This is a genomic window from Paenibacillus lycopersici, from assembly GCF_010119935.1.
GTDB lineage: Bacteria > Bacillota > Bacilli > Paenibacillales > Paenibacillaceae > Paenibacillus_Z > Paenibacillus_Z lycopersici.
The window spans coordinates 874,938-901,395 of the sequence record NZ_CP048209.1; the positions used below are offsets into that span (position 1 = coordinate 874,938).

Annotated in this window: 24 protein-coding genes and 1 tRNA gene; 14 read left to right on the forward strand and 11 right to left on the reverse strand. The window is 59.9% G+C overall.

The genetic code is table 11. The features are described 5' to 3' along the window. Positions 1-197 precede the first annotated feature (197 nt). The 3 genes from GXP70_RS03920 to GXP70_RS03930 all read left to right on the forward strand — a co-directional run bounded on the left by GXP70_RS03920 (position 198) and on the right by GXP70_RS03930 (position 5,302). Positions 198-440, forward strand: a complete 243-nt coding sequence (locus GXP70_RS03920; protein ID WP_162355266.1) for a hypothetical protein — start codon at positions 198-200, stop codon at positions 438-440. A gap of 86 nt (positions 441-526) precedes the next feature. Further along, on the forward strand, positions 527-4,447 hold the full coding sequence (locus tag GXP70_RS03925) for a response regulator (protein ID WP_162355267.1): 3,921 nt from the start codon (positions 527-529) through the stop codon (positions 4,445-4,447). 129 nt (positions 4,448-4,576) lie between these two features. Then, positions 4,577-5,302 (forward strand): response regulator transcription factor, encoded by a 726-nt coding sequence (locus tag GXP70_RS03930; RefSeq protein ID WP_162355268.1) that lies wholly within the window; start codon positions 4,577-4,579, stop codon positions 5,300-5,302. Positions 5,303-5,648: 346 nt separating this feature from the next. On the opposite strand, the gene GXP70_RS03935 is transcribed toward GXP70_RS03930, so the two are convergent. Beyond that, the gene (locus GXP70_RS03935; protein WP_162355269.1) at positions 5,649-5,867 is read right to left on the reverse strand and encodes a hypothetical protein; all 219 of its coding nucleotides are present in this window, start codon (positions 5,865-5,867) and stop codon (positions 5,649-5,651) included. A 257-nt stretch (positions 5,868-6,124) separates the two neighbouring features. Here GXP70_RS03935 and GXP70_RS03940 point away from each other — a divergent pair, with 257 nt between their 5' ends. From GXP70_RS03940 to GXP70_RS29485, 9 genes are all read left to right on the forward strand, one after another. After that, a complete protein-coding gene (locus GXP70_RS03940; protein ID WP_162355270.1) occupies positions 6,125-7,756 on the forward strand; it encodes a sensor histidine kinase in 1,632 nt (543 codons plus the stop codon). A gap of 95 nt (positions 7,757-7,851) precedes the next feature. Further along, positions 7,852-7,926: transfer RNA gene (locus tag GXP70_RS03945), tRNA-Thr, on the forward strand. Between the two features lie 333 nt (positions 7,927-8,259). Further along, positions 8,260-8,460, forward strand: a complete 201-nt coding sequence (locus GXP70_RS03950; RefSeq protein WP_225442653.1) for a hypothetical protein — start codon at positions 8,260-8,262, stop codon at positions 8,458-8,460. Positions 8,461-8,524: 64 nt separating this feature from the next. Continuing rightward, positions 8,525-8,896 carry a DUF3600 domain-containing protein gene (locus GXP70_RS03955; RefSeq protein WP_225442654.1) on the forward strand — a complete coding sequence of 124 codons (372 nt, stop codon included), beginning with the start codon at positions 8,525-8,527 and terminating at the stop codon, positions 8,894-8,896. 235 nt (positions 8,897-9,131) lie between these two features. After that, the gene (locus tag GXP70_RS03960) at positions 9,132-9,674 is read left to right on the forward strand and encodes a DUF6199 family natural product biosynthesis protein (protein ID WP_162355272.1); all 543 of its coding nucleotides are present in this window, start codon (positions 9,132-9,134) and stop codon (positions 9,672-9,674) included. Positions 9,675-9,751: 77 nt separating this feature from the next. Further along, positions 9,752-10,327: a hypothetical protein gene (locus GXP70_RS03965; RefSeq protein ID WP_162355273.1), complete on the forward strand. Its 576-nt coding sequence runs from the start codon at positions 9,752-9,754 to the stop codon at positions 10,325-10,327. Between the two features lie 362 nt (positions 10,328-10,689). Beyond that, on the forward strand, positions 10,690-12,609 hold the full coding sequence (gene abc-f, locus GXP70_RS03970; protein WP_162355274.1) for a ribosomal protection-like ABC-F family protein: 1,920 nt from the start codon (positions 10,690-10,692) through the stop codon (positions 12,607-12,609). Positions 12,610-12,771: 162 nt separating this feature from the next. Then, the gene (locus GXP70_RS03975) at positions 12,772-13,191 is read left to right on the forward strand and encodes a hypothetical protein (RefSeq protein WP_162355275.1); all 420 of its coding nucleotides are present in this window, start codon (positions 12,772-12,774) and stop codon (positions 13,189-13,191) included. A gap of 192 nt (positions 13,192-13,383) precedes the next feature. Further along, entirely contained in the window at positions 13,384-14,172 is a 789-nt protein-coding gene (locus tag GXP70_RS29485; RefSeq protein ID WP_192043412.1) for a hypothetical protein, read from the forward strand. On the opposite strand, the gene GXP70_RS03985 is transcribed toward GXP70_RS29485, so the two are convergent. Then, the gene (locus GXP70_RS03985; RefSeq protein ID WP_162355276.1) at positions 14,096-14,749 is read right to left on the reverse strand and encodes an NUDIX hydrolase; all 654 of its coding nucleotides are present in this window, start codon (positions 14,747-14,749) and stop codon (positions 14,096-14,098) included. The genes GXP70_RS29485 and GXP70_RS03985 overlap by 77 nt on opposite strands. A gap of 3 nt (positions 14,750-14,752) precedes the next feature. Then, on the reverse strand, positions 14,753-15,256 hold the full coding sequence (mscL, locus tag GXP70_RS03990) for a large conductance mechanosensitive channel protein MscL (protein ID WP_162355277.1): 504 nt from the start codon (positions 15,254-15,256) through the stop codon (positions 14,753-14,755). Between the two features lie 187 nt (positions 15,257-15,443). Between mscL and GXP70_RS03995 the strand changes: the two genes are divergently transcribed. After that, complete coding sequence (locus tag GXP70_RS03995; protein ID WP_162355278.1) at positions 15,444-17,246, forward strand: ATP-binding protein; 1,803 nt, start codon at positions 15,444-15,446, stop codon at positions 17,244-17,246. Between the two features lie 498 nt (positions 17,247-17,744). Next, entirely contained in the window at positions 17,745-18,788 is a 1,044-nt protein-coding gene (locus GXP70_RS04000) for an FUSC family protein (protein ID WP_162355279.1), read from the forward strand. Between the two features lie 137 nt (positions 18,789-18,925). On the opposite strand, the gene epsC is transcribed toward GXP70_RS04000, so the two are convergent. The 8 genes from epsC to ilvA all read right to left on the reverse strand — a co-directional run bounded on the left by epsC (position 18,926) and on the right by ilvA (position 26,214). Beyond that, a complete protein-coding gene (epsC, locus tag GXP70_RS04005; RefSeq protein WP_162355280.1) occupies positions 18,926-19,870 on the reverse strand; it encodes a serine O-acetyltransferase EpsC in 945 nt (314 codons plus the stop codon). Between the two features lie 196 nt (positions 19,871-20,066). Next, positions 20,067-20,360, reverse strand: coding sequence for a transposase (locus GXP70_RS04010; RefSeq protein WP_162355281.1), 294 nt, complete (start codon positions 20,358-20,360; stop codon positions 20,067-20,069). Between the two features lie 101 nt (positions 20,361-20,461). Next, entirely contained in the window at positions 20,462-20,605 is a 144-nt protein-coding gene (locus GXP70_RS29490) for a hypothetical protein (protein WP_192043413.1), read from the reverse strand. Between the two features lie 88 nt (positions 20,606-20,693). Next, entirely contained in the window at positions 20,694-21,002 is a 309-nt protein-coding gene (locus GXP70_RS04015; protein WP_162355282.1) for a hypothetical protein, read from the reverse strand. Positions 21,003-21,033: 31 nt separating this feature from the next. Beyond that, positions 21,034-21,639: a TVP38/TMEM64 family protein gene (locus GXP70_RS04020; protein WP_162355283.1), complete on the reverse strand. Its 606-nt coding sequence runs from the start codon at positions 21,637-21,639 to the stop codon at positions 21,034-21,036. A gap of 30 nt (positions 21,640-21,669) precedes the next feature. Then, positions 21,670-22,845, reverse strand: coding sequence for an MFS transporter (locus tag GXP70_RS04025; protein WP_404822347.1), 1,176 nt, complete (start codon positions 22,843-22,845; stop codon positions 21,670-21,672). A 48-nt stretch (positions 22,846-22,893) separates the two neighbouring features. Beyond that, positions 22,894-24,030, reverse strand: coding sequence for an MGDG synthase family glycosyltransferase (locus GXP70_RS04030; protein WP_162355285.1), 1,137 nt, complete (start codon positions 24,028-24,030; stop codon positions 22,894-22,896). 912 nt (positions 24,031-24,942) lie between these two features. Next, positions 24,943-26,214 carry a threonine ammonia-lyase IlvA gene (gene ilvA / locus GXP70_RS04035; protein WP_162355286.1) on the reverse strand — a complete coding sequence of 424 codons (1,272 nt, stop codon included), beginning with the start codon at positions 26,212-26,214 and terminating at the stop codon, positions 24,943-24,945. Positions 26,215-26,458: the final 244 nt, after the last annotated feature.

A 26,458-nucleotide genomic window follows, 5' to 3' on the forward strand; every position in this document is an offset into this window, starting at 1 on the left:
GGACGAGGCGTTTTCACTATTTTAACAGCCCGCTGCAGCTCTGGAACCGATGTGGAAATGACGCCCGGGCATTTCTGCGAATCCCATCATTTATAGTGGAATTGCGGCATGCGAGGACTTTCCAAACGATTCGGATTCCCTCATAATAAGACAAAAACGCATCATGAGATTCTTGCATCGAGAGGAAGATTCTAGAGATGGGCAATTGTATCGTCCCTGCTTGCGGCAAACCGGTAAAGGCGAAGAAAATGTGCGCGATGCACCACCAGCGCTGGCTTAGACATGGAGATCCGGCGGTCATCAAAGTCCGCCAGGCCGCCGAGCCTACCGCCTGCAAATGGGTCAATTGCGGCAGGTTCTCCGTCACCAAGGGATACTGTTCGAAACACTACTACATACAACGGCTGCAGCAGCCGCAGACGAAATTGCAAGAGGTGTGATCATTCCCAGCGAATTCCCTATGAAGCGATTTCCGCCGGAGGTATAATGAGGGCATTACGATCTACGGGCGCAGGGGGATTGGGCATTGGGAAAATGGTCACTCAGGACGAAGGTATTGGTTCTCATTCTATTCATCACCGCGGGCGTGCTGTCTATCGTCGGATACGGCAACTATTCGGCAGCGAAACACACCATTCTTGAAGCGCTGGTCGACAAGGCCGGCACGAATGTCCAGAACGCGGCCTACAATCTCTCGGCATGGTTCTCGGCCCGCATTGCCGAGGCGGAGGTCATGAGCCGAACCGATATCGTGCGGTTCGGCTCCGAACAGGAACGGCTGCAATACTTCCGCCGCGAATTCGACCGTTCGGGCTCTCCTTTCGCCGCGCTCGGATTCGCGGATGCCGCCGGACGCTTGACGCTCGGCGACGGGGAGGTCGTCGACATTTCGGCCGAGCCCGCCTTTGCCGCTGCCATGAGGGGCGGCACGATGGTCACCAAGCCTTTCATCCGTCAGCAAGGCAGCACCGTCAGCATCGTCATTCAAGTTCCCGTGTACGGCCGCAACAACGAGGTCGTAGGCGTAGTGGACGCCTCCATGTCCGTGGAACAAGTGTACAAGGGTCATATGTATACGCCTGCGCATGCCGGAGATTCCGATGCCCTGTTCATGTTCAACAAAGAAGGGCGGATCATCGACGCGTCGGGTGCCGGCGGGTTGCCGACCGCGGCGAATGCGATTACGTCCCCGGATTCCCCGTTCTATCCGGCGGCCAAGCAGATGCTGACGAGCCCGGACGGTTTCGTCAAGCTGGACGGAACGTCCGGCGAATCCTTCCTCTTCTACGCCAATGTCCAAGGCACGTCATGGCATCTTGCCTTGAACGTGCCGCACCGGGAATTCGGCGAGCCCCTCTCGGAAATCAAATGGCGCTCGATCCTGTTGATCGTCATCGCGGAATCGATTCTGGCCGTTCTTCTATTCTTGTTCTCGTATCCGATTATTCTACGTCTCAAACGCATTATTAGCGTCACGGAAGCAGCCGCGGCAGGCCGTTTCGATGTGAACAACGTCGTCGACAACGGCGGGGACGAGCTGTCGCAGCTGTCGAATTCCGTCAATCAGATGAAGCATCATCTAAGCGGCATGTTCGGACAGATGGATGCCATGATCAACCAGAACCAGTTTGCGTTCATCGTTCTGGACAGCGAGTACAGAGTGACCTACTTCAGCAAAGCCGCGGAGCGGATGCTCGGCTATAAGGCCGAGGAAGTGATTCAGCATGCCACCGGTCTCCTGTTCATCGATCCGGGCGACATCGCGAGGGAGGCGGCCCGCCTCAGCCGGACGTACGGCATGGCGGTTCCCGCGGATATCACGGTGTTCCGCATGCTGCGCGAGGAGCAGTTCACTTACGAAAGAGAATGGAACTATATTCGCAAGGACGGCACGCGCTTCCCGGTCGCGCACAGCTCGAACGGCATGCTGGACCGGGAAGGCCGGTTTATCGGCGTGGCCGCCATTGCGCGCGATATTACGCAGCAGAAGCAGGCCGAGCAGGTGCGAAGCCAGCAGCTGAAGGTGCTGGGGGCCGCCAAGGACTTGATCGCTACGTTCGACAAGACAGGCCGGCTGCTCTACATTAACGAGGCGGGTAAGGCGCTGCTTGGCATGCAGCCCTCCGCGATGGGCGTGGAGGATGTGCCGAAGCGCACGATCGAAGAGCTGCTCGACGGCATCGAGGACGCGCAATCGGCCGGCTACCGGGAGAAGGAAGCGCTTCTCCGCACGCTGCAGGGCGAGTTTATTCCCGTCTCCAAAATTCTGGTGCTGCACCGGGACGACGAGAACGGGGAAGCGTTCTACTCCTGCATCGCGAGGGATATCTCCGAACCGAAGCGCGTACAGTTCGAGCTGGAGCAGGCCAAGCGCGAAGCGGAAAGCGCGAACGTTGCCAAGAGCCACTTCCTGGCTCAGATCAGCCACGAAATCCGGACGCCGCTCGCCGGCATCATCGGACTGACGGGCCTGATGCAGAAGACGGAGCTTACGCCGCTGCAGCTTGATTACTTGCACAAAATGCGGGATTCTTCGCAAGCGCTGCTCACGATCATCAACGATATTCTGGATTTCTCCAAAGCAGAGGCGGGCCGAATCGAGCTGAACGAGATGCCGTTCGATCCGTACAACCTGATCCAGAAGCTGAGCGAGACGCTCAGCGTCTTCGTCGGCGGCAAGGAGCAGTTCCAATTCGTCATGGAGACGCCGCTGCAGCTGCCGGAGTCGCTGATCGGGGATTGGCTGCGGATCGAGCAAATTTTGCTGAATCTGTGCATCAACGCCATCAAATTCACGGAACGCGGATTCGTTCGGCTGCGGCTGCGGATGCCGGACGAAGGGGAGATGAAGGCCGGCCGCGTCCGTATCGCGTTCACCGTCGAGGATACCGGCATCGGCATGACGGAAGAGCAGCTCAGCAACCTGTTCAAGCCGTTCGTCCAGGCGAATGCGCAGACGAATCGCAAATACGGCGGGACGGGCCTCGGCCTCGTGATCGTCAAGCGGCTGGTGGAGCTGATGGGCGGCACGATTTCGGTGAAGAGCGAGCCCGGCAAGGGCAGCTTGTTCTCCTTCACGCTTGATTTGGCCGTTGCCGAGCCGCCGCTTGCGGACCGGTTCGCCATCGAAGCCGGCAGGGACTGCTGCGTATGGGTCGTGGAGGATCACGCGCTCTTGAGCGAGCGTCTGTGCACGGTGATCGAGGAGAGCGGGCTCATGCCGATTCCGTTATGGTCATGGAAAACCGCCTACGAGCGGCTGATCCGTTCCGGGATCGGCGTGCTTCCGTTCGCGGTGCTGCTCGACTTCGAGATGCCGGACATGTACGCCGAAGAAACGTGGCATGCGATGCATCAGACGGCCAGGGAGGCCGGCGTCAAGACGATTGCGCTGACGACGGCTTACGGCCGCGAGGAGCTGCTGAAGCTGCCGCAGGAGAATCGGCCCGACGCGATTCTGGTCAAGCCTTGCACGCGGATCAGCCTGTATCAGGCGCTCTTGACGCTGTTCGACCGTCAGGAGCGGAAGGAAGGCGACGGGCTGAAGGAAACGGCGGCTTCCTCCGCGATGCCGGAACCGTTGAACGGCACGATCTTGCTTGCCGAAGATAACGACATCAACCAGCTCGTGGCCGTTGAACAGCTGCGGGAATGGGGCTGCAAGGTCGATGTCGCCGTGACCGGGAACGAGGTGCTGAAGAAGCTGACGGTCAAACGGTACGACTTGATTCTGATGGATATCCATATGCCGGAGATGGACGGCGACGAGGCGGCCCGCGTCATTCGCCTCGACTCCAAGTACGACCGCATGCCGATCGTCGCGCTGACCGCGAATATTATGCAGGAGGATCACGACCGCTACATGCAGCTCGGGATGAACGACGTGCTGACGAAGCCGATCGACTCCGGAGCGCTGCAGCAAGTGATCGCCAAGTGGCTGCGCTACGGCAAGTCGATGCGCGTCGACCCGGGCAAGGGCAAGCCGGCCGATTCGGCCAAACCGAAGCAGAAGGAGCGGGATGCGGCGAGCGCGGTCTACATGCCGGTGCCGAACGCCGGCGAGGAATGGCTGGAACGGGGAATACCGGGCCTGCGGCTTGGCGAGGCGCTGCAGCGGGTGAACGGCAAACGGGATATATTGACGCATATGCTGAAGCTGTTTCTCAAGGATTATCGTACGTTCGAGGAGCGTCTCGCGGGGGCGATGGAAAGCGGCGATTACGCCGGCGCCCGCCGGATGGCGCATACGCTGAAGGGCGTGGCGGGCAATTTGTCCGCCGAGGAGCTGGCGGCGTCGGCGCAGCGGCTGGAGCTGCTGCTGAAGGCGGCGAGCGACGGCCGGCCCGCGCCCGGCCTGGCGTCCGCCGCTGCCGAAGCAGGCGCGGTGCTGCGGCGTTTGATGGATGAATTGTCAACCGTTATGCCAGAATTCGACAGCAGTTCCTAACATTTTTCTAACAATCTATTGTTGGTGCGATCTTCCTATTGTATATTTATAGTAGGTGAAACGCGCCGCCGATCAGCTCCGCGTTTACTGTCGCAATGGAACGAATTCCTTCATGAGGTGGGGCATTTCATGTACAAGCTCTTGATTATCGAAGATGATGTAATGATGAGCGATATGCTGTCCATGTATATGTCCGGCGAGGGATACGACATCAAGCAGGCAGAGAACGGCGAACAAGGGCTGAAGCTGTTGGAGCAGTTTGGGCCGGATGTCGTGTTGCTTGACCTTATGCTCCCGGACTGGGACGGTATCGAGCTGTGCGGCCGGATGCGCCAGCATTCCTCCGTGCCGATCATGATCGTTTCGATGAAATCGGAAGTATCCGAACGGGTACAGGCCTTGCGGGCCGGGGCGGACGATTATCTGTGCAAGCCGTTCAGCATGCATGAGCTGAGCGCCCGCGTGGAAGCGCTTATCCGCAGATCCCGTCTGATGCAGGCCGCTGCGGCGGAGAGCCGGACGGCGGAAGCGGCGGATACGGCGGCCGAGAAGGAGATCAAGCTGGATTCCGAGCGCAGGCTGCTGCTCGTGCGCGGCAATTTCGTCGAGACGACGTTCTCCGAATTCGAGATCATGAAGCTCTTCCTGACGCATCCCGGCAAAGTGTTCAGCCGGGAGGACTTGATTAACGCGATCCGCGGCTTCGATTCCTTCGTGACGGACCGGGCGATCGACGTGCACATCGTGAACTTGCGCCGCAAGGTGGAGAAGAACCCGAAGGAGCCGCATTTTATCCGCACCGTCTGGGGCGTCGGCTACAAATATGTCATCGAGGACGAATCGGCGCCGCAATAAGGCGTTCGAATCGGCGAAAACCCTTCCCGCGAAGCTTGCCTGGCGAGAAGGGTTTTTATGTCCGTGTATGGTTACGTATGCCATTGGGAGCAGGATGATAGACCTGCGAACAGGTCCGCGAATGCGGGCGGTGCTGGGCTGCCAGCCGTGGGAGATACGAAGAAATGCCTGCTAAAGCAAGGGGGCTGGCAGGTATTCGGAAGCATGCCGACAGGTGCTGCCGAAGCAAAAAAAGGCAGTCTGTGCATCTTCCGGGCCGCGGCGCAGGCCGGGACCGACGGAAGCACAGGCTGCCTTTTGGCCGTCTGGGCCGCAGCTCATGCTGAAGCGAGAGCGGCGGTCCGGATCAGCACACTTCCAGGTAAAGCTTGGTTCCGTCGCTGTACTGGAGAATCGCTACGTCGCGCACCATCTCGACGGACTTGATTCGCTTCCATTTCTTGCGAAAGTCAAAATTGAACTCCATTTCCTGCAATTTATTTTGCAGCAGCTCCATGTACGACAACTGCTCTGAAGGATAGTGTACCGGCACTGAACGATTTTTGAAGGTTATGACTTTGGTCATTTGCATTGTACCTCCGTTTCTATAATACTGCCATTGTATAGGGTGAGTTTTAGTCCCTTATAAAATGAACATGAGTCAGCTGTTTGTTTTGCTTACCCTTTTCTAACAGGTTTGGAATCCAAGACGGCGCGCGAGGGGATTGTAGAGAGTATTATGCGCTCAAGGCCGGAGGTATTATCCGCCAACGCTTCGCCGCTGCGTCAAACTTGGCCGGAGCGGGTAATGACCGGGATATACAAGGCGGGGGGATTACGAGAGTGACGTTTGCATTCGCAAAAGCGGTATTCGCCAACATCAGCTTGCTTATCGCATTGGCCTATATGTTCGACCTGGGGTACCGGTATTTGTTTCAATATGCGCCGATGCGCGTGAAATATGGCATTACGATCGCCGTCTTCATCATCGGCGGGTGGCTTGCGATGGCCTTCGGCCTGCGCGTGGACGGCTTGCTTGTACTGGATTTGCGCTTCCTGCCGCTGATCGTCGCCATGCTCGTCTTCCCCAGCCTGTCGGCCATCGCGCTAATCGGCTTCGGGATCGGGATCGGACGGTTGTTCATCGGCTTCGACGAAACCGCCGTCGCGAGCTGCGCGAATTTGATCGTGCTGGGGCTTATCTGTACATGGATGAGCGCCTGGCTTCGCTGGAAGCCGTGGAGCTTCCTGACGAAGAGCATCGTGGCGGTCGTCTCCGTCAACGTGATTTTCGCGATCACCGCCTCGCTCGTGATCGGTCTCGTATCGGACATGACGGTCAAGGCGTTCTGGCTCGAATACGGGGTGTACGCCTTTCCGCTGCGGCTGCTGCTGTGCGGTCTCATGATCTTCACGATCCGCGATTTCCAGAAGGAGCAGCAGCGCGTGGACGAATTGCGCAAAATGAACATGCTGCTCCGCCGGCAAACCCGCGAGCTGCGGGAAGCGAAGCGCGAGGTGGAAGAGAAGGCGCGCGAGCTGATGCTGGCCAACAAGTACAAATCGGAGTTTCTCGCGAACATGTCGCATGAGCTGAAGACGCCGCTCAACAGCATCATCATGCTCTCCCAGCTGATGAAGGAAAGCGAGGAGGAGCGCGGAAGCGGCACGGAGGAGCTGCAGTATGCGGGCTTGATTAACGGCGCCGGCAACGAGCTGCTGCAGCTGATTAACGATATTCTGGACCTGTCGAAGGTCGAGGCCGGCAAAATGGATATCTACATGGAGCCGCACTCCATCGAAGAGCTCGTGCAGACGATCCATCAGCAGTTTTTGCCGATCGCGGACCAGAAAGGGTTGACGTTCGAAACGGACATCTCGCCGCAGGTGCCGGAGGCGATCGTGACCGACGCGCTGCGGATCAATCAGATCCTGCGCAACCTCCTCGCCAATGCGTTCAAGTTTACCGAGAGCGGGAGCATAATTCTCTCCGTCAAGGCGGAGGGCGGCGTGCCGATCGAGCCCGGCGAGCTGCGGAAGCGGCGGCTGCGAAGCTGGAATCCGGTCGCTTGGGGCCGGCCGGCCGTGCGGATCGTCCATCCGATGCGCATCGCGTTCTCGATTACGGATACGGGCATCGGGATCGAGCCGGAGAAGCAGCAGCTCATCTTCGAGGCTTTCCGGCAGGAGGACGGCTCCATCAATCGCAAATACGGCGGAACGGGGCTGGGGCTGTCCATCAGCTTGCAGCTGGCGCGGCTGCTCGGCGGCACGTTGTCGCTGGAGAGCCAGAAGGGAGCGGGCAGCAAATTTACGCTGCGGCTGCCGGTCTCTCAAGCCGGAACCGATGCCGACGGCGATCCGGCGTCCATGCCGGATCGCGAGCCTATGGATCGCGATCCCTTGTCCGTCCGCGTGCGGGGGGCGGGAAGACGCGCGTCGGCTGCGGGAGATACAGACGAGCAGGACGGCTGAAGGCGGTGGGTATTTTTTTTTGAGCAGAGGGTTGACTCATCGCCCAGGATGGCGTATATTATAAAAGTCGCCTATGCGACATTGCTTCAAGACAAGCTGGTGTAGCTCAGGGGTAGAGCAACGCACTCGTAATGCGTAGGCCGGGGGTTCAATTCCCTTCACCAGCACCATTCATTCCAATAACGGCGCGGTTTTCGATATTTCGAAACCGCGCTTTTTTGTGTCTTCTACTCGTTTCAAACCCTTACTCCACTACAGGCCCTAGAAAAATTTGGCCCTATTCGAAAAGAATAACTCCGAAGAAGAAGAGAACAAAGTCGCCTAGCTAGGTGATTGTGTTCTCTTCTTCTTCGTGTTCCCGGGAACGTCCGCGATACCAGGGGCAAACGTATAAAATATCAAGAATACGCCTGACGAGTAAAATCAAAACGTTTATTCTCGTACTGAACCTTTCTCCCCGTGAGAGCGAATTAAAGGTTGTAACACGTCAGGGAGGGCCCCCCATGGATGATAATGAATTACTGCAGTTGTTAGAAAAAGCAATCATAGGCGACGAATCGGCATTTCAGCTTGTCTACCAGGCGACGCACCGGGACGTATATCGAACGGTTGCGTTTCTCGTCTTCAACAAACAGGACATCGAGGATGAAAGAATTGCGCGAAGAGCTTCGCAAGGCGGCAGATACGTTGCACTGCCCGCCTGAAATGTATCGACGCGTCCAACAGTCCTATAAACACTATGCAAATGAGAAGAGAGGCAGATCGCCCATGAAAAAACGCATGCTGGCAGGCATTGCCGCAGTAGCCATCCTGATTCCGTCCGCCGCTTTTGCTGCTTCTTATCTGGCCGACGATATTTTTGGTTCTTCTGCGGCCATTGAACAGCACGGCGGCACACAGGAAGAATATCAAGAAATCGAGGGACTGCTTCAAGCAGCGAAAGGCAAGCTCACGGAAGACGAATTCAAGGAGTACACGGAACTGACCAAGCAATTGGTGCAATTAAAACTGAAGATCACTGATGCCAATGGAGTCGTACATGAGGAGAAGTTGACCAAAGAAGAGCAGCAGCGGGTTGAGCAGCTCTCCTCCAGGCTAGCCCCGTACTTCGGGAAGATAAATGGAGCTGTTACACCGTAAAAAAAGAAGCGGGACCCGTCCGATTTTGGAGGGGGCCTTTTTCTTGGCCGGCAGGAGTACCAGCGCAGGCTGTAGTTATGCTTGCGAACCTGCTTCATCTCTAAACGCTCATCTCTCAACGCTCATCGAAGGACGCTCAACGGTTCGCCAGCGAATGGAGTCGTCCGGCGCGGAATTCGGCAACAATTCTCGAACGGCCGCGTATAACCTTACAGAATGGAAGGAGGCGTTCGCGTTGGGCGGTTTTCTGCTCATGCTGCTAGGGCTTTTCAATGCGGTGTTCCCGTACCCGTCGTGGTACCTTTCGGTCGGTTGGCGCATCAAGGATGCCGAGCCGACCGAGGCGGCGCTCTTCACGAACCGCGCGGTCGGCGTAATCGCAGCCATTATCGGTCTCGTTATTATGGTGTCGAGCTGCTCGTTCGGCGGCGGCGGGAGCTCCGGCTATGCGTCTGCGTTCCAGAAGCGGCTGCTCGCCGGCGAGGTGCAGGAGATGAGGATCGGCATCCCGGCCGATGCGCCGTCCCTATCCGAGGAAGAGTTAGCCCGGGCCGTCGACTTGATGGCGCATGCGCCGATGGACGGCTTCACGCTAGGCATGAGTTATAGCGGTGCGGGCGAGGCGACGATCGTCTACATGGACGGGACATCGGACGACCTGCTCATCACTACTTCGGGCGGCATCGAGCTTCTCCCGAGGTCGGGCGACAAGGCGTACCGGATTCAAAGCGACGAGCTGGAAAGCTTGTTCCGCGCTTGGATGAGCCGCAGCGATTAAAGGTTATGAAGCGAAAACAGTTTGGGGTTGTACCGATGACGACAAGCGAGATCGACGCCCCGAAAGGGGAGGGCTGCGTGAAGAGGAGAAACTTAGGGATAATCGGCGCAATCGCGTTGTTCGCGATCAGCGGCTGCCGGGGACAAACGACTTCGTTCCAGGCGGATGCTTTCTTGGAGAAGGATAAGTGTATCGTCAGCATAGAGGCTAACAAGACCTTGTGCTACGGCGATTCGAGAGCGGCTGTCGAGGCGGTCGTTGGGGGCGATGGCGATAACGGAAAGCCCATCGCAGGGTATGATTCGGGCGTGCGCGTCGCGTATCGCGGGGATGCCGCCGTGGGCTTCTTATTGGGGGAAGGCTCGGAAGGCGTCTATCGCACGGCGCGCGGGGCTCGCGTCGGGATGAGCAAGGACGAGGTCATGAATCTCTATGGGCGCCAATACGCGTATGAAGCAACGCCGTATAATCTGGACTACGCCTACGACACGAAGGCGGGTCAGTTTGTCGATAAGACGAAAGCCAACTCCAATGAGATCCAGTTGGAGCGGGAACGGATTTTCCTGATCTCCGCGCTGTTCGATGGCAACAAGGGCGGTGCGGCATCGCAGATCGACCTGATCGATCAGAAGATGGCGATTTTCTTCGAATAGGGGCAGCGGGCGACCAGGTACCGATTGAAATGGGCGCTGCTCGGTTGCGAATGGCCGGGCGGCTATGTTATGCTGGCTGTAATCAGCAGGAAATGGAGGTGAAGGTAGGATGAATCAAGAGTTCGTGAACAACCGTGTGAGCCAGTTGCCGATTGCGATGGCTGGCATCGTTCATGCTTTTGCTCGCAACGGGAGAAGTCTGTCCATTAGCGCTCATACGGCATCACAACTCATGAGAAGACGCCTACCTTAACCTCGTTCGGAGCGATCCCCGAAGGCCGTAGGAATTTTCCTGCGGTCTTTTTTTGTTGCTTCCGGTATGTTCAGGATAGGGTCTTCATTACCAAGGAGGATCCTTCGCGATGATGATAATCAGTGCTCAACATATACAGAAATACCATGGCGCCAAGCTGGTGCTGGCCGATGTCACGTTCGACATCCATCAAGGAGAACGCGTCGGGCTCGTAGGACGGAACGGCAGCGGCAAATCGACGCTGCTGCGGCTCGTCTCCAAGCTGGAGAAGCCGGACGACGGGCAGTTAACGGCGCGCAAAGAGCTGACGATCGGCTATCTCGCCCAAATCCCGACGGAATGGGAAGCCGGCACGGTGTACGATGTGCTCGCCTCCGGCTTCCGGCCGCTGATCGCGTGCCGCGCCGAGATGTCGGAGCTGGAGCAGCGCATGGCGGACACGGGGGACGGCGGCGCGATCGACAAGCTGCTGGAGCGGTACGCGCAGCTGCAGGAGCGCTTCGAGCGCGAAGGCGGCTACGAGCTCGACGCCAGGATCGACCAGGTGGCAACCGGGCTCGGCTTTGCCCGGGAGACGTACCGGCGGAGCTTCGCTTCGCTGTCCGGCGGAGAGAAGACCAAGGTCGCGCTCGCGTCGCAGCTGATCGTCAAGCCGGAGCTGCTGCTGCTCGACGAGCCGACGAACCATCTCGATCTGGCCAGCGTGGAATGGCTCGAGGAGTATTTGCTCCACTATGGCGGCGCCTGCTTCATCGTGTCCCATGACCGTTACTTCCTGGACCGGGTCGTCACCAAGATCGTTGAACTGGAAGACGGGGAGTCCGCGACCTATCAGACCTCGTACACGGGCTATATGAAAGAGAAGGAGGCGCGGCTGCTGCAGCAGTTCGCCGACTACCAGGAGCAGCAGAAGAAGATCAAGAAGATGAGAGAGACGATCAAGCAGCTGACGGAGTGGGGGCGCGTCGGAGGGAACGAGAAGTTCTTCCGCCGGGCGGCCTCCATGCAGAAGGCGCTGGATCGGATGGAGAAGCTGAAGCGCCCCGTCCTCGATCCGAAGTCGGCGGAATTCGCGCTGTGCGCGGATGACCGCTCCGGCAAGCGCGTTATCGCGTTCGAAGACGTGCATAAGCGCTACGGCGGCAAGGTGCTGCTGGAGGGGGCCAGCGGATTGCTGGAGTATGGGGAGAAAGTGATGCTGCTGGGGCATAACGGATCGGGCAAATCGACGCTGTTGAAAATGATGCTGGGCGAAGTGACGCCCGAGCAAGGGAAGCTCGAGATCGGCGCGCGGGTAGATATCGGTTACCTGGCGCAGCAGGATTACCCCGAGGACCGGAAGAAGACGGTGCTGGCGTATTTCCGCGAGGAAGCGCAGCTTGAGGAAGGGGAAGCCAGAAACCGTCTGGCGGCGTATCTGTTCTACGGCGCCGACGTGTTCAAGCCGGTCAGCTCGCTCTCGGGCGGGGAGTGGACGCGGCTGCGGCTGGCGCTGCTCGTGCAGCGCAAGCCGAACCTGCTCATTCTGGATGAGCCGACCAACCATATGGACATCGCCTCGCGGGAGGCGCTGGAGGAAGCGCTCGAGGAGTTCGCGGGCACGCTGCTCGCGGTGACGCACGACCGCTATTTCATCAACCGGCTGTCCCGGAAAATATGGGAGCTGGATCAAGGGCGCATTACCGTCTACCAAGGCGGCTTCGACGACTACAAAGCCAAACGCGCGGAGCTGCGGGGGACGGACGCCGGTGCCAATGCGGCGGTGCCGCCGCCTGGCGGAGCGGCGGCCAAGGCGGAAGCGCGCCAGGAGCCGGCTGCGCCCGCGAAATCCCGCGGCAGGGCCGCGTACGCGCGCGAGAAGCTGGAGGAACGGATCGCCGAGGCGGAAGCGCGGATCGGCGATCTGGATGAAGCGCTCGCTCGCGCGGAGGCCGCCGACGAACTGAGCCGCCGGTGGGCGGAGCGCGAGGCGGCGCAGGAAGCGCTGGAGCGCATGGTCGCGGAGTGGGCGGAGCTGACGGAAGCATAGCCGGCGGCCCGCTCCCGCGGCCGGGCGCCTGACAGGCGAGGCGCTTGCCCGCGCGATAACGCTGGCGGACAGCTTGGGCGCATGATGTTGGATTCTTGTCTTATACAAAGATATCTTTCCTCTCATAGAGTATGGTAGCTCTTCAATAAGGGAGGAATTCAGGTGTCAGTAAAAATCAAGAATGTCAAAGCCGTTCGTACGTCCAGCAAGTCCAAATCCCGTTCCGGCCGCAAGTCGGCGCGCGTATCGAACGAAATGCTCGGGGGGGTCAGCATGGGCAACCAATGCTGCAACCGCCGGGATCCGGCCGTGGAAGGCATTCAAGAAGCCGGGGCTGATCTGAGCGATCTGTTTCACCAGTTCAAGAACCCTGTCGTCGCCGCCAAAGTCGTTCGCGCTATCCGCTGCCGCAACCGCAAACTGCTCGAAGAATTGATCGGCGCCAACTGTCATGTTGTCTGTTTCTTCCAACAAGGCCGTTATTCCTGCGTCCGCATCGAGTGCACGTTCGGCCAATGCTGCGACGTCCGCATCAGCTTCGACATTTGCGTATCCAACCAATTCTGCCGCGATCGTTTCTAATGCCAGCCAGCTAACGCCGTTAACGGGGAAATGCCGGGGAATGTCCGACGTCTTGGACATTTTCCCGGCATTTGTCGTTTAACCGCCGGACTGCCGGTCGGTTCCTGTACCGGGCGGCAGCCCGGATTTCCGAACGGATGGCGGGCATGCCGCATAAGCTGACCATAATGCTTGGAAAGCGAGGGGACGGGTATGCCGATCATTCCGGATTTTCCGCAGTCGCTGCTGCAAGAGCATATGCACTGGCATCATGCCAATCACTATGACGATCCTTCACAGCTGCCGCCGGGGTACGGATTGAACTTTCTGCAGTTTCACCGGCAATTCATCAATAAGGTGTACCAGTGGTACAACGCGCAAGGATTGGATCCGCGGCTCATAGCCGCTTGGCAGGGCGTGCCGGAGGCGATCCGCAATACGCCTTGCTACAATCGGCAGGCCGAGGCGCGCGTGCTGTACAATCCGCAGTCGTTCGGCTCGGCGGACCAGCTGGGGCTGTTCCTGGAGCAGTCGAATTTACACGGCTGCATCCATCAGGAGGCCGCGAGAATTTACGGGGAACCGTATCTCAACGACTTCGATCTCGCGCCGCAGAGCACGTTGTTCTATAACATTCACGGGATGATCGATCAATGGTACCGGAATTGGGAGCGGGCGACGGGCAATGCGCGGGGAGCCGGGAGCAATGCATCGGCCGGTTCGGCGCGGGGAAGAAGCGGCAGCCGGCTGGCCGCGGGAACGCGCGCCAAGCGGAGTGCCGTCGGCGGCGTATCGCGATCACCGGGATCAAAGGAGCCAACGCGATCAGCGGGATTAGCGAGGTTAGCTGGCAAGGCGGGCGCTGCGGGCGCAGCGCAAGAAGGACCGCTTCGCAGCGGTCCTTCTCGTACGCCGGCGCAGCCGTTCATAAGTGAAGCAGCAGGGCGCGGAATACGTCCGTATAGTAAGAAGCCGGGCGCGGCACGAAGCCGGAAGCCGTAACGACCGCCTCGGCGGGGACGGTCCGGCCGTCCTCGCCGAGGCGAATGCCCGTCGCGCGGACATGCTGCAAGCGGCCGTCGAACAGGGCGATCATCGCGTCAAGCTCGGCCTCGTACACGCCGGACACTTCTTCCTGCTGCAGCGTCAGCGAGGCGAGCGATCCGGAATAGACGAAGCCGTACACGCCGCTGATTTCGCGGTCGAGGAACGCCGCCCCCTTCGCGGTGCCGGATTTCTCCATGCGGGCTTCGCCGAACGGGAGCAGCGATTCGAACGGGGCGGCGACGCCCAGCTCTTCCTCGATCTCCCGGGCCGCCTCCCGCATCGTCTCGCCCGCGGCGAGATGGCCGGCGGCGGTGATGTCGAAGCGCTCCGGGAACGTGTCTTTCCAAGGAGAGCGCTGCTGGAACAGGACAAGCCTGCGGCCGCCGTCGCGCCGTCCCAGCCAGCAGTGGATGGAGCGGTGCCACAGCCCGCGGGCATGCACTTCGCTGCGCGGCGCCGTCCCGAGCCGGACGCCGTGCTCGTCGCAATAATCGAAATGCTCTTCGCCGCCTAGCGGCGTCTGTCCGCCCATGGGCTAGGACAAGCCTCCCTCAAGCTCAAGCTCCGTCTCCACGGGTTCGAGATGGGACGTGCAGTGCGAGCAACGCGTCGCTTTGATCGGGATTTTGGACAGGCAGTACGGGCAGTCCCGCTCGGTCGGCTCCGCGGGCTCGACCGGTTCCACCGTGCCCAGCCGGCGCAGCGCGTTCGCTCCCTTGACGATCATGAAGATACAGAACGCGACGATCGCGAAGTCCAGGATGACGTTGAGAAAGTTCCCGTAGGCGATGACCGTGACGGAAGCCTTCTGCGCCGCGTCCAGCGTATGCGGATGTTCCGTATCCAGCTTCGATATTTGAATAAACTTGTCCACTAAATTGACGTTGCCGAGCAGCCGGCTGATCGGCGGCATGATGATGTCGTTCACGAGCGAGGTGACGATTTTGCCGAACGCGCCGCCGATGATGACCCCGACCGCGAGATCGAGCACGTTGCCGCGGACCGCGAATTCTTTGAATTCCTTTAAGATTTTAACCATGATTCCACTCCTCCCGGTACTTTAATTATAGCGGACCGCATGCACAGTTCAACTGATTTTGCATATCGCCAAACTTCGCGGGAAGGTTTTGTCGCGGAAAAAAGGATTTTCTGGAAATATGTCGAAGTGGATGGTGACGAAAGCATGACGAATGCATCCTTATCTATGCGGAAAATGGAGATGTCCGATGATCGAACCTATACTCAGCGACAGCTGGAAAATGGCAGCGCTTGCAATGGTTATCCAGCTATTCGCATCGATTACCGTCTATAGCATGATCGGGCCGCTCAACCGGGTGCGCGCCATGCAGCGCTATTGGCTCTTCAGCGGAGCGCTCGTCTATGCCTTGGGCGTATGGATCAGCCATATCATCATCATGCTGTCGACCAATGCCGCCATCGTGATAGATTGGACGGCCGGCGTCAAGCTGTTCGGCATTCTAGCCTGCACCTACGGCTCGTTCAGACTGTTGGGGTCGCGCCGGGGGCAGGCCGTCCGCCTGTTCGGCGGCAGCGTGCTGATGGCGTTCGGCGCCAATCTGGTCATGTTCGCCTCGCTGCCGGGCCGGCAGGCGGAATCGCTCAGCATCGATCCGGCGTTCGCCTGCTTCACGTTTCTGTTCAGCCTGATCGGAACGGCCGCCTCGTTCTATCTGTCTGACCGTAAACCGGGCCATGCGCTTCTGCCCGGTCTGCTCCTCGGCTGCTCCGGCATGATCATGGAGCTGTTCGGGCTCAGCTCGGTAGGGAACCGCAGCGCCGTCGTATTGACCGCCGACCGGCTGAATGAGTACATGCAGCTGCTGTCCGTCGTCCTCGGCCTTGCGACGCTGGTGATATTCGCGTTCAGCATCGTGGCCCGCTACGTGGATCGCCGGTATATGGCCATGAACGAACGGTACCGGCTGCTCGTCGAGAACTCGATCGACATGATCGCGGTCATTTCGAACGACCGGTGGGAATACATCAACCATTCCGGCTTGCGGATATTCGAAGCGGAGAACGAGCGCGACCTGATCGGCAAAAGCATTTTCCTGCATCTGCAGCCGCGCTTCCATGCCGGCATGAGGCTGCTGCTGCAGACGTCGCGGCAGAAGGAAAGCTGGACGCCGGTCGAGATGGATTGGGTGACCGTGAAGGGCAAGACGGTAAATACCGAAGTGATCGTGTCGGCCACGAGGCTGTCGGGCAAGCCGGTCATTCAAGTCATCATCCGCGATATATCAGAGCGGAAGAAGAACGAGGAGCTGCTCATCAATTCCGAGAAGCTGTACGTCGCCGGGCAGCTCGCCGCGGGCATCGCGCACGAGATCCGCAATCCGCTGACGTCGCTCAAGGGCTTCCTGCAGCTCATCACGTCAGGCAAGAGCGGCAAAAATTATTACGATATCATGAAATCCGAGCTGAATCGCATCGAATCGATCGTGAGCGAGCTGCTCATGCTCTCCAAGCCGCAGATCTACGAGCTGACCTATATGGACATCCGCGCGGTCATGTCGGATACGGTCACGCTGCTGGATGCGCAGGCGATTCTGCACGACATCGTCATCGAAACGAGCCTTGGCGACGAACCGCTCTGGGTGCAGGGCGTCGAGAACCAGCTGAAGCAGGTCTTCATCAACGTGATCAAGAATGCGATCGAGATCATGATGGACGGAGGCGTCATCGAAGTATGCTGCCTGCGCGACGCCGGCGGACGCATTATCGTACGCATCGCGGACCAGGGACCGGGCATCGCGCAGGAGCAGCTAGTCAAGATCGGGCAGCCTTTCTATACGACCAAAGAGAAGGGGACCGGACTCGGGCTTATGGTGTCGTACAAAATCGTCGACAACCATCAGGGCGGCATCGAGGTCAGCAGCCGCGTGGGAGAGGGCACGACGTTCGACATCGTGCTGCCGTATACGGAGCCGAAAGCAGCGGAAGAACCGGAACGGAACAAGGTCGTATCGATTCACCGCTACCGCGAGGGCAGCGAGAGCGCTTCTTGACCGTCGTTCGCGCGGCTGTCGCTGTCGTGAACGCCGTTGTCATGAACGCCGTTGTCATGAACACCTTTGTCATGAACGCCGCGTTCACGAATGCGTTCATAACCGCCGCCTTCAGGGCCGGTTCAGCTAACTATAGCAATGCCTCAGGCCGGCCGGTTACCGCAGCACTTCGATGCGGTGGCCGGCCGCTTGCTATGCAGCGGCGGCTTGCGCCTGCCCTCATCGGAAACGGAAACAAGCGGAGCGGCTGCGAACCCCTCTTGTCAGATTGGTTTGTTCCCCGCGATAAGGGTAAGTAGAGCGTGAAAACTTCTTTTTCTGCCAGGGGATGGTCTATAATAACGGGAGGAGGAGAGACAAGAACATGCTTGAACCATTGCTAAGAATCTACGATGACGATAAGGAGATGTGCGGAAGCGCAGCCGATCGGTTGTACGGACGGCCTGCCGCGTGCTTGCGGGCGGCGAAACGCCTGTTCCCGGGAAGGAGCAATTACGCATGACGATTGGCGCGCGCGTCATCAAGACGGGGCTGGCGGTAGCGCTGGCCGTATATATAAGCAATCTGTTCGGTTTTCCGTCGCCGATCATCGCGGCGGTAGCTTCGATTTTCACCATTCAGCCTTCGATCTCCCGTTCCTGGAAGCACGCGGTGGAGCAAGTGCAGACGAACGTGCTCGGCGCGGCGCTGGCATTGATCGCGATCCGCCTCTTCGGCCACACGGCGATCTCGCTCGGCATGGTGTGCATTATCGTCATTCTCGTCTGCATCCGGCTGCGGATGGAAAGCGCGGTCGGCCTGACGCTCGTGACGGTCGTCGCCGTCATGGAAGCGACCAACCAGCAGGGCTGGCTGTTCGCGCTCGACCGGCTGCTCATGGTGCTGACGGGGATGGCCGCGGCGTTCGCCGTCAACATTCTGATCTTCCCGCCGCGTCCGCGCAAGCTGTTCATGGCACAGGTGTACGAGGCGGATGCCAAGCTGTCCGTGCTGCTGCGCATGGCCATCTCCAACGAGATGAAGGAGGACGTTCACCGCGACGAGAAGGAGAAGCTGCAGAGCACGCTGCGCAAGCTGGACGAGGCGCATCGCCTGTTCGAGGAGGAGCGGCCGTTCCTGCGCAGACGCAATCAGGAGGGGGCCCGCCAGCTCATTCTGTCCCGGCATCTCATCAAGGCGCTGCACAAGGGGATGGACCTGCTGGAAGCGGTGGAGGAACATTATTTCGCCGTAACCGGCTCCGAAACGTGGGCGCAGCGGTTCGACCGGCAGATCGAGGAGCTGGTGAAGTACCACGAGCAGATTCTGCTGAAGCTAGAGGGCAAAATGAAAGCCTCCGCCGCGATCGAGCCCGAGGAAGAGCGCGAAGGACGGCTTATCAAGCAGCTCAGCGATTATTTGCAGCAGAATCCCGACGAGTACAAGCGGCTCGTCTTCGTCGCGTCCGCCATGCTGGAATACGCCTACCATCTGCGCCGCCTGGATCGGGTGACGGATCAGGTGCAGCAGCGGCAGGAGACGGTGGCGGAGCCCGTCGTTTGAATATCCGTTAATTAAAGAACGCCAGACTGCCTGTCCCTGCGGACAAGCGGCTGGCGTTCTTGTTGTTCCTGTTTATTGCGTGGTTTCCTGTGTTGCATTGCCTATCGCATTGTCTCTGCCTGTCGCGGCATCGCGGGTTAAATCACCCAATCTTCGATGAATTCCTGTTTGAATTCCTGCGGCGTCCGGCCCTTGAATACGAGCTCCGGACTTCTGACGCTGACTTTGGTGCCTTCCGGCACCGATTTCGTAATGAACGCGTTGCTGCCGATGACGGCTTCTTTGCCGATAACCGTGTCCCCGCCGAGAATGGAAGCGCCGGAATAGACCGTCACCTCGTCCTCCAGCGTTGGATGACGCTTCACTCCGCGCAGCGTCTGCCCGCCGCGCGTGGACAGCGCCCCGAGCGTCACGCCTTGATAGATTTTCACATGGTTGCCGATGACGGTCGTCTCGCCGATCACGACGCCCGTGCCATGGTCGATAAAGAAATGGTTGCCGATCTGCGCCCCTGCATGAATGTCGATGCCCGTTATGCTGTGCGCGTACTCGGTCATGATGCGCGGGATAAGCGGAACGGACAGCTTGAACAGCTCATGCGCCAAGCGGTAGACGCTCACGGCGAATACGCCGGGGAACGAGAAAATCACCTCGCTCGTATTCTCGGCCGAAGGATCGCCCGTGAAGGCGGCCTTCACGTCGGTTGCGAGCACGCTCCGCAGCGCCGGGATCCGGCTCAGAAATTGATGAATGATGGCGTCCGTCCGTTCTTCCACGTCGCCCGGGCCGTCCGGATTGCCGCATGCTTGATGCTTCAGCGCGCAAGTGATCTGCTCGTACAGCTTCTCTTGGATGCCGATGAGCAAATCCCCGATATGGTACTCGATCGTCGCGTTGGCGAGGTTCTGCTTGCCGATATAGCCCGGAAAAAGCAGCTCTCTCAGCTGGTGGATGATTTCGACGACCGTATCCCGGTTAGGCAGCGCCTGCGTATCCAGAGCGATGGTGTACGGCTCCTCCCGGTAGCTGCCGGCAATCGTCGCGACAAGGCCGCCGATATGCTTATGAAAGTTGGTGCTCATTCTTATTCCCCCCATATGTACTTGTTGCGCGCGAACGCTGGCCGAATCGAAGAGCGATAAAATTTTAACCAGTATATATTCCGGGGAGGAAGGTGTCAATTCATTGTGTCCGCCGTTCACGAAAAAGACCCGGCCCGGCCGTGCGCTTCGAGCGAAGCGTCGGCCTGGCGCGGGTCTTGCGTGGCAGGACAACCGGTTACGAATTTTCCTTCGTATCGTCCGGATGGCGGCGCGGATGCTGCAGATGCGCCTCGAGCGCGGTCGTCTTCTTCTTCGGCACGAGGCGCGGGTCGGTCATGCCATCGTGATGGTTATCGAAATCAAGCTGCACGAGCTCCCATTCCGATGTGCCGAGCTGCGGGTCGGCGGGGAATACGTCGCCCCGGTTCAGCTTCTCTTCGCGGCCCCATTCGTTCTTATATACGCCGTCCACTTCTACGGGTTCGCCGGACACCGGCTCCATTTCGAAATGACCTTGCTGTTCGCTCATAACGTTCGCCTCCTTGGATGCATAGGCGAGCCGTACTCCGACAGGCACCGGTAACGATGCCTGGGAGTACGACCGGCCTGTGGTGTCGACGCGCTGCCGGTTTACAATCCGTGCTTCGGCACGGCGGCGCGGTCGGCGCCGGATTGCGCCTGGCTGGCCGCGGCCTTGCCTTGTCCGGAGCGGTCCGCCTTGGACTGTGCCCGGCTTGCTTGAATCTGCTGGCGGGAAGGGTGTTCGCCCGACATGATGATCATCCTCCTGATTGGGATAAGTCATGAGAATCCACCTTCAGTTTGCCACCGCAGCGAGCGAACTATGTGCGCCTTCAGATCCTTAAACCAGACGCAGCCCGCAGCCGGGACAATCGGCATCCCGCTGCGTGACGGTCTCGCCGCAGGCGGGGCAAGGCTCGCTGAACGACTCGCGGCTTGCCGCGAGCCGTTCGCGCGCGTCCGCGGGTTCCTCCGCTTCGGCGGCGGCCTCCTGGCCGGCGGCATTGCCGCCGAAGAGCGCTTCCGCGAACCGCCGCAGCTCCGACGTCTTGCCCGAATCGGCGGCGGACAGCTTGACGATGTATATCATGGCGGCGACGAGCACGCCGGCAATGGCGAGCACGATGGCGGTTGCGATCGCATTCATCATGTAACGGGCGTTCTCCTCTCTGCAGGACGGACTATTTGAGCTGGAACCGGCTTTCCATCTTCTTGCCGCCGAACCACATGACGGCGAGCAGGACGAGCGCGAGCAGAATCCGCCACGGCTGCTCCGTCAGGTCGCCGATATTGAAGCTGAGCACCGAGACGGTGAAGATCATCACCGCCTTGCCGAGCAGGATGGCGAGCACGAACGAGCGGAACGGAATGCCGCTTAAACCGGATATGACGTTGATGAGCGCGGAAGGGGAGAACGGGAAGCAGGCGAGCAGGAAGATCGGCGTGAAGCCTCGGCGTTCGATGAAGGCCAGCAGCTTGCCGGCCCTCGGGAACTTGCGGCGCAGCCATCCGCTGAAATGGCCGCCGAGCTTGCGGGACAGCCAGAACAGCAGCAAGGAGCCGGTGCAGACGCCGATCCAGGAATAAAGCGATCCGAGGAACAATCCGTAGATATTGGCGTTGGCCGCGACGAAGACGATCAGCGGCAGTACCGGGATGAAGGACTCCGCAAGCGGCAGGCAGATGCCGGGCAGCGGTCCGTAGGCGGAGTAGCTCTCCAACGTCTTCTGGAGATGCTCCAGGTCCATGCCCTTCAGCTGAATGAACCATTTCTCGATCAATAGCATGTCTTGCACGTCCCCCCGGTTTCAAAGCCGTTACGCGTGTCCCTTGTCATGGAACGCACGGAACGGAAACCAAATATAAAACAATCCGATCGCTGCATACATGATGCCGCAGTAGAAGAGCACCGCGGACTGGCCTTCCAAGGTTGCCAGCGTGCCGCCGATGACGGGGCCGATCATGCCGCCGACGCCTTCGACGGTCGAGAAGATGCCCCATCCGAGCCCCTGCTGCTTCGGGGGCACATAGTTGGCGAGCAGCGCGTTCCACGCCGGCAGCAGCGTCGCGTAGGAGAGCCCGAGGATGCCGGTGAGGGCGATGCAGATCCACATCGGAGGCGCGAGCGAGATCAGGTACAGCGCCGCGCCGATCAGGACGAAGCCCAGCACGAGGAACCATTTCTTGCCGCCGAGCATGTCCGACAAGCGCCCGAGGGGAATGAGGCTCAGCACGGTGCAGATGCCGCCGGAGAGCAGCAGCAACGAATATTGCGCGCCGTTCATGCCCAGCTTATCTTCCGCGAAGCTGGGCAGCACGGGAACGAGCATGCCGGCGCCCATCGTTTGGAGCACCATGCCGGGCAGCAGCAGCCGCATATGGCGCAGCCGGTCTTTCAGAATCGCGAACTGCTCCCCCACGGGCAGCGAAGGGGCCGAGCCGGAAGCCCGCCGATTGCTGATGAACAGCGACAGCACCCAGCTGAGCACCGCAAGGGCGAGGAGCAGGTAATAGGCGGTCAAGCGGCTGCGGTCCATGATCACGTTGCAGACGATGGGACCGCCGCCGATGCCGATGAACCAGATCGTATAGTAGAAGCCCATCTGCATCGCCCGGCGGTCGCTGGATACTTTGGTCAAGCAGACGATCCAGATCGGCGAGATGCCGACGCCGTACAGCGCCGATGCCGCGATGAACAGCCAGGGCCGATCCGCTATCGGAAGGAGCAGAATGCCGGCGATGGACGCCAGCAGGCCGACGTGAACGACGAAGCGGATGGAGAACCGGTCGAGCAGGTAGCCGATGAACATTTTGAGTACGGTATCCGTCAGATAGTGCGCCGTAATGGCGATGCCGATAATATCGAGCGACAAGCCGAGCGTCTTCTCGCCGTAGATCGGAAGGAAGCTGATGAGCGCGGCGCCGCGGATGAATTCGACGAACAGCAGAATGACGGAGAAAAGTGCGATTTCGCGGTCGAATAGACGTTTTATGACGGTCACATCCCCTTCATATCCAGGGATCCCGGAAATTTGCGGCATTTACAGGCGGACGGATGTCCTCTCCATTATATGCAAGCCGGAGCAGAAATCCAAGGCGACGGTATCGGCCGCATCCTGGTACCGGAGCTTGCGCGCGCGGAGCTTATGCTGCACCAGCAGGACGGGATCGTGGATGAGTTGAACGATTTCTTGGGCGAGCTGCTTCGGCGTGCGAACGATGCAGGCGACGGCTTTGTCGGCCAAATAGCGCGCATTGTTCCGTTCCTGGCCCGGGACCGGCCGATAGGCGAAGATAGGCAGGCCGAGCGCCAGCGATTCCGCTAGCGTGACGCCGCCCGGCTTCGTGACGATGCAGGTCGAGAGCGCCATCAGCTCGTGCATCGCCTCGACGTAGCCGAAGACGCGCAGCCGGCCTTCGGCGCACGCCGCTTCGAACGGGGCCGGCAGCATGGCCGCCAGCGCTTCGTTGCGGCCGCAGACGACGGCAACGGTAAGATCAGGATTCCCCAATAGCGGCGAAATCATAGCTGCCATCGCCGAGAGCGAGGCGTGGGGGGCGGCCATGACAAGCACGACGGGACGGCCGGCGTCGAGGCCGTAGCGCGCCCGGATATCCGGGTCGGGAACGGCGGCGCGGAAGCCGCGTTTGATCGGAATGCCGCTGACGCAAATCCGTCGCTCGGCAATGCCGAGCGCCAGCAGCTCCCGCTTCATATCTTCGGTCGGTACGTAATAGCGGTCGATGTCGGGATGAATCCAGCGTCGGTGCAGGTCGTAGTCCGTCACGACGGTGCAGGCGGGAATGTCGAGGCCGATCCGTTTCTTGAGGGCCGGCATCGCAAGCAGGGGGAAGGTGTGGATGACGGCGTCCGGCCGCTCCTTCAGCAGAATCCGGCGCAGCCGGTCGCGGCCGAACGAATGCAGCCAGAGAGCGAAGACGGAGTCGTGCTTCATCGGCTTGGTCCGGTCGTATATCCAGCCGTACAGACCGGGGATGAGCGAGTAGCTCTTTAAATATACCCGCTTGGTCATCGCGTTAATCCACGGATGGGATTCGGCCAGCAAGTCGACAAGCATCGGCTCGCCGAGCCCGCGTTCCCGGATCGATTCGCCGATGGCGCGCGCGGCTTGCCAATGCCCGTCTCCGAACGAGGCGTACAGGATCATGATTTTCATCGGGGAAAAACACCTCCTGCCGAAAGCATAGCGCGCGAATGTCACAGGGTGGTCAGCGGATTGTGAAGGGTTTGTAAGGAATTGCCAAACAAGCCTTGAGACACCGGGGGAAGCGGTGTTTCAAGGCTTGTTCGATAGGTGGGTGAAGCGCGGGGAAAAGCTGCCGCTGGGGCAACAATTGGGCCGCGGGTGGATGAAACGCCGGGAGAAGCTGCCGCTGGGGCAACTTTTGGGACGCTCGCGAGGCGAAGCTCCGGCAAAAGCTGCTGCCGTGGCAACAATTGGGCCGCTCGCGAGGTGAAGCTCCGGCAAAAGTTGCCGCCGTGGCAACAATTCGGCCGCTCGCGAGGCGAAGCACCGGAAAAAGCTGCCGCCATGGCAACAATTGGGCCGCTCGCGAGGCGAAGCGCCGGCAAAAGCTGCTGCCGTGGCAACAATTCGGCCGCTCGCGAGGCGAAGCACCGGCAAAAGCTGCTGCCATGGCAACTTTTGGGCCGCGAACGAGGCGAAGCGCCGTCAAAAGCTGCTGCCGTGGCAACAATTGGGCCGCGCGCGAGGCGAAGCACCGGCAAAAGCTGCTGCCGTGGCAACAATTCGGCCGCGCGCGAGGCGAAGCGCCGGCAAAAGTTGCCGCCGCGGCAACAATTCGGCCGCTCGCGAGGCGAAGCACCGGCAAAAGCTTCTGCCATGGCAACTTTTGGGCTGCGCGCGAGGCGAAGCGCCGTCAAAAGCTGCTGCCATGGCAACAATTGGGCCGCGCGCGAGACGTAGCTCCGGAAAAAGCTGCCGCCATGGCAACAATTCGGCCGCGCGCGAGGCGAAGCGCCGTCAAAAGCTGCCGCCATGGCAACAATTCGGCCGCGAACGAGGCGAAGCGGCCGAATTGTTGCCGCCGCTGCTGCCCAGCCAGCCTCAGATCAGCAGGTTGAACAGGACAGGGTCCTTGTTCAGCTCCACGTAGCTGAGCCCTTTGCGGTTCATTCGCGCGAGGAGCGGCTCGTAATCCGTGCGGTACTTCAATTCGATGCCGACGAGAGCCGGGCCGTTGTCCTTGTTGTGCTTCTTCGTGTATTCGAATCGCGTAATGTCGTCGTCCGGCCCCAGCACCTCGTCGAGAAATTCGCGCAGGGCGCCGGCGCGCTGCGGGAAGCTGACCATGAAGTAATGCTTCAGTCCTTCGAATACGAGCGAGCGCTCCTTGATCTCCTGCATCCGGTCGACGTCGTTGTTGCCACCGCTGACGATGCAGACGACGGTCTTGCCCTTGATCTGCTCGCGGTACAGATCGAGCGCCGCGATCGGCAGCGCGCCGGCCGGTTCCGCGACGATGGCGTTCTCGTTGTACAGGTCGAGCATCGTCGTGCACGCTTTGCCTTCCGGCACGATCACGATGTCGTCGAGCAGCTCGCGGCACATGCGGAACGTCAGATCCCCGACGCGTTTGACCGCGGCGCCGTCGACGAACTTGTCGATCGTGTCCAGCGGAATCACTTCGCCGGCATCGAGCGAGACCCGCATCGACGGCGCGCCCTCCGGTTCGACGCCGATCAGCTTCGTGGACGGGGAGACGGCTTTGATGTAAGCCGCGACGCCTGCCGCAAGCCCGCCGCCGCCGATCGTCACGAACACGTAGTCCGGCACGGTTTCGATCGCCTCCATGATTTCCTTGCCGATCGTACCGTTGCCCGCGATGATCTTGGGATCGTCGAACGGGTGGATGAACGCAAGCTCTTCCTTGCGGCTCGCTTCGATCGCTTCCCGGAAGGCGTCGTCGAACGTATCGCCGGTCAGGATGACCTCGACGTTAGGGCCGCCGAAGAACGCGACCTGGTTGACCTTCTGCCGGGGGGTCGTGCTTGGCATGAAGATTTTGCCTGGAATGCCGAGCGTATGGCAGGAATAGGCGACTCCCTGCGCGTGGTTGCCCGCGCTTGCGCAGACGACGCCGCGCATCAGCCGTTCCTCCGGCAGCGATTTGATCAGATGATAGGCGCCGCGCAGCTTGAAAGAGCGGACGACCTGCAAATCCTCGCGCTTGAGCAGGACGTTGCAGCCGTACCGCTTGGACAATACGCGGTTCTGCTGCAAGGGCGTCCGCGCGGATACTTCCTTGACATGCAATTGGGCTTGCGCGATTTCCGTCAATCCTACCGTCAGCGCCTCATAGTTTCGTTCATTCCCCATCAGTAACCTCTCCTTTTGCATCCCGATATCCGAATAAAATAAAAAAATCCCGTCCCCTAAGGGACGAGATAGCTCTCGCGTTACCACCCTACTTCCGCCTCGCGCTGCATGCCTGCGAGCGAAACGGCTCTTCTGCCGCGTACCATCATACGCGCTCCGTATAACGGCGGATTCCGTCCGGGCTTACTGCATCGTCCAGGTACGGGACCCGAACGGTTCGGCGCGGCTTCTCAGGGAGGATGCG

What these genes read in the sequence shown, in the direction of transcription:
- GXP70_RS03920 (WP_162355266.1), top strand. Translation starts at nt 198, where the DNA reads ATGGGCAATTGTATCGTCCCTGCTTGCGGCAAACCGGTAAAGGCGAAG.
- GXP70_RS03930 (WP_162355268.1), top strand. Translation starts at nt 4,577, where the DNA reads ATGTACAAGCTCTTGATTATCGAAGATGATGTAATGATGAGCGATATG.
- GXP70_RS03935 (WP_162355269.1), bottom strand. Translation starts at nt 5,867, where the DNA reads ATGACCAAAGTCATAACCTTCAAAAATCGTTCAGTGCCGGTACACTAT.
- GXP70_RS03950 (WP_225442653.1), top strand. Translation starts at nt 8,260, where the DNA reads ATGGATGATAATGAATTACTGCAGTTGTTAGAAAAAGCAATCATAGGC.
- GXP70_RS03955 (WP_225442654.1), top strand. Translation starts at nt 8,525, where the DNA reads ATGAAAAAACGCATGCTGGCAGGCATTGCCGCAGTAGCCATCCTGATT.
- abc-f (WP_162355274.1), top strand. Translation starts at nt 10,690, where the DNA reads ATGATGATAATCAGTGCTCAACATATACAGAAATACCATGGCGCCAAG.
- GXP70_RS29485 (WP_192043412.1), top strand. Translation starts at nt 13,384, where the DNA reads ATGCCGATCATTCCGGATTTTCCGCAGTCGCTGCTGCAAGAGCATATG.
- GXP70_RS03985 (WP_162355276.1), bottom strand. Translation starts at nt 14,749, where the DNA reads ATGGGCGGACAGACGCCGCTAGGCGGCGAAGAGCATTTCGATTATTGC.
- mscL (WP_162355277.1), bottom strand. Translation starts at nt 15,256, where the DNA reads ATGGTTAAAATCTTAAAGGAATTCAAAGAATTCGCGGTCCGCGGCAAC.
- GXP70_RS03995 (WP_162355278.1), top strand. Translation starts at nt 15,444, where the DNA reads ATGATCGAACCTATACTCAGCGACAGCTGGAAAATGGCAGCGCTTGCA.
- GXP70_RS04000 (WP_162355279.1), top strand. Translation starts at nt 17,745, where the DNA reads ATGACGATTGGCGCGCGCGTCATCAAGACGGGGCTGGCGGTAGCGCTG.
- epsC (WP_162355280.1), bottom strand. Translation starts at nt 19,870, where the DNA reads ATGAGCACCAACTTTCATAAGCATATCGGCGGCCTTGTCGCGACGATT.
- GXP70_RS04010 (WP_162355281.1), bottom strand. Translation starts at nt 20,360, where the DNA reads ATGAGCGAACAGCAAGGTCATTTCGAAATGGAGCCGGTGTCCGGCGAA.
- GXP70_RS29490 (WP_192043413.1), bottom strand. Translation starts at nt 20,605, where the DNA reads ATGTCGGGCGAACACCCTTCCCGCCAGCAGATTCAAGCAAGCCGGGCA.
- GXP70_RS04015 (WP_162355282.1), bottom strand. Translation starts at nt 21,002, where the DNA reads ATGATGAATGCGATCGCAACCGCCATCGTGCTCGCCATTGCCGGCGTG.
- GXP70_RS04020 (WP_162355283.1), bottom strand. Translation starts at nt 21,639, where the DNA reads ATGCTATTGATCGAGAAATGGTTCATTCAGCTGAAGGGCATGGACCTG.
- GXP70_RS04030 (WP_162355285.1), bottom strand. Translation starts at nt 24,030, where the DNA reads ATGAAAATCATGATCCTGTACGCCTCGTTCGGAGACGGGCATTGGCAA.
- ilvA (WP_162355286.1), bottom strand. Translation starts at nt 26,214, where the DNA reads ATGGGGAATGAACGAAACTATGAGGCGCTGACGGTAGGATTGACGGAA.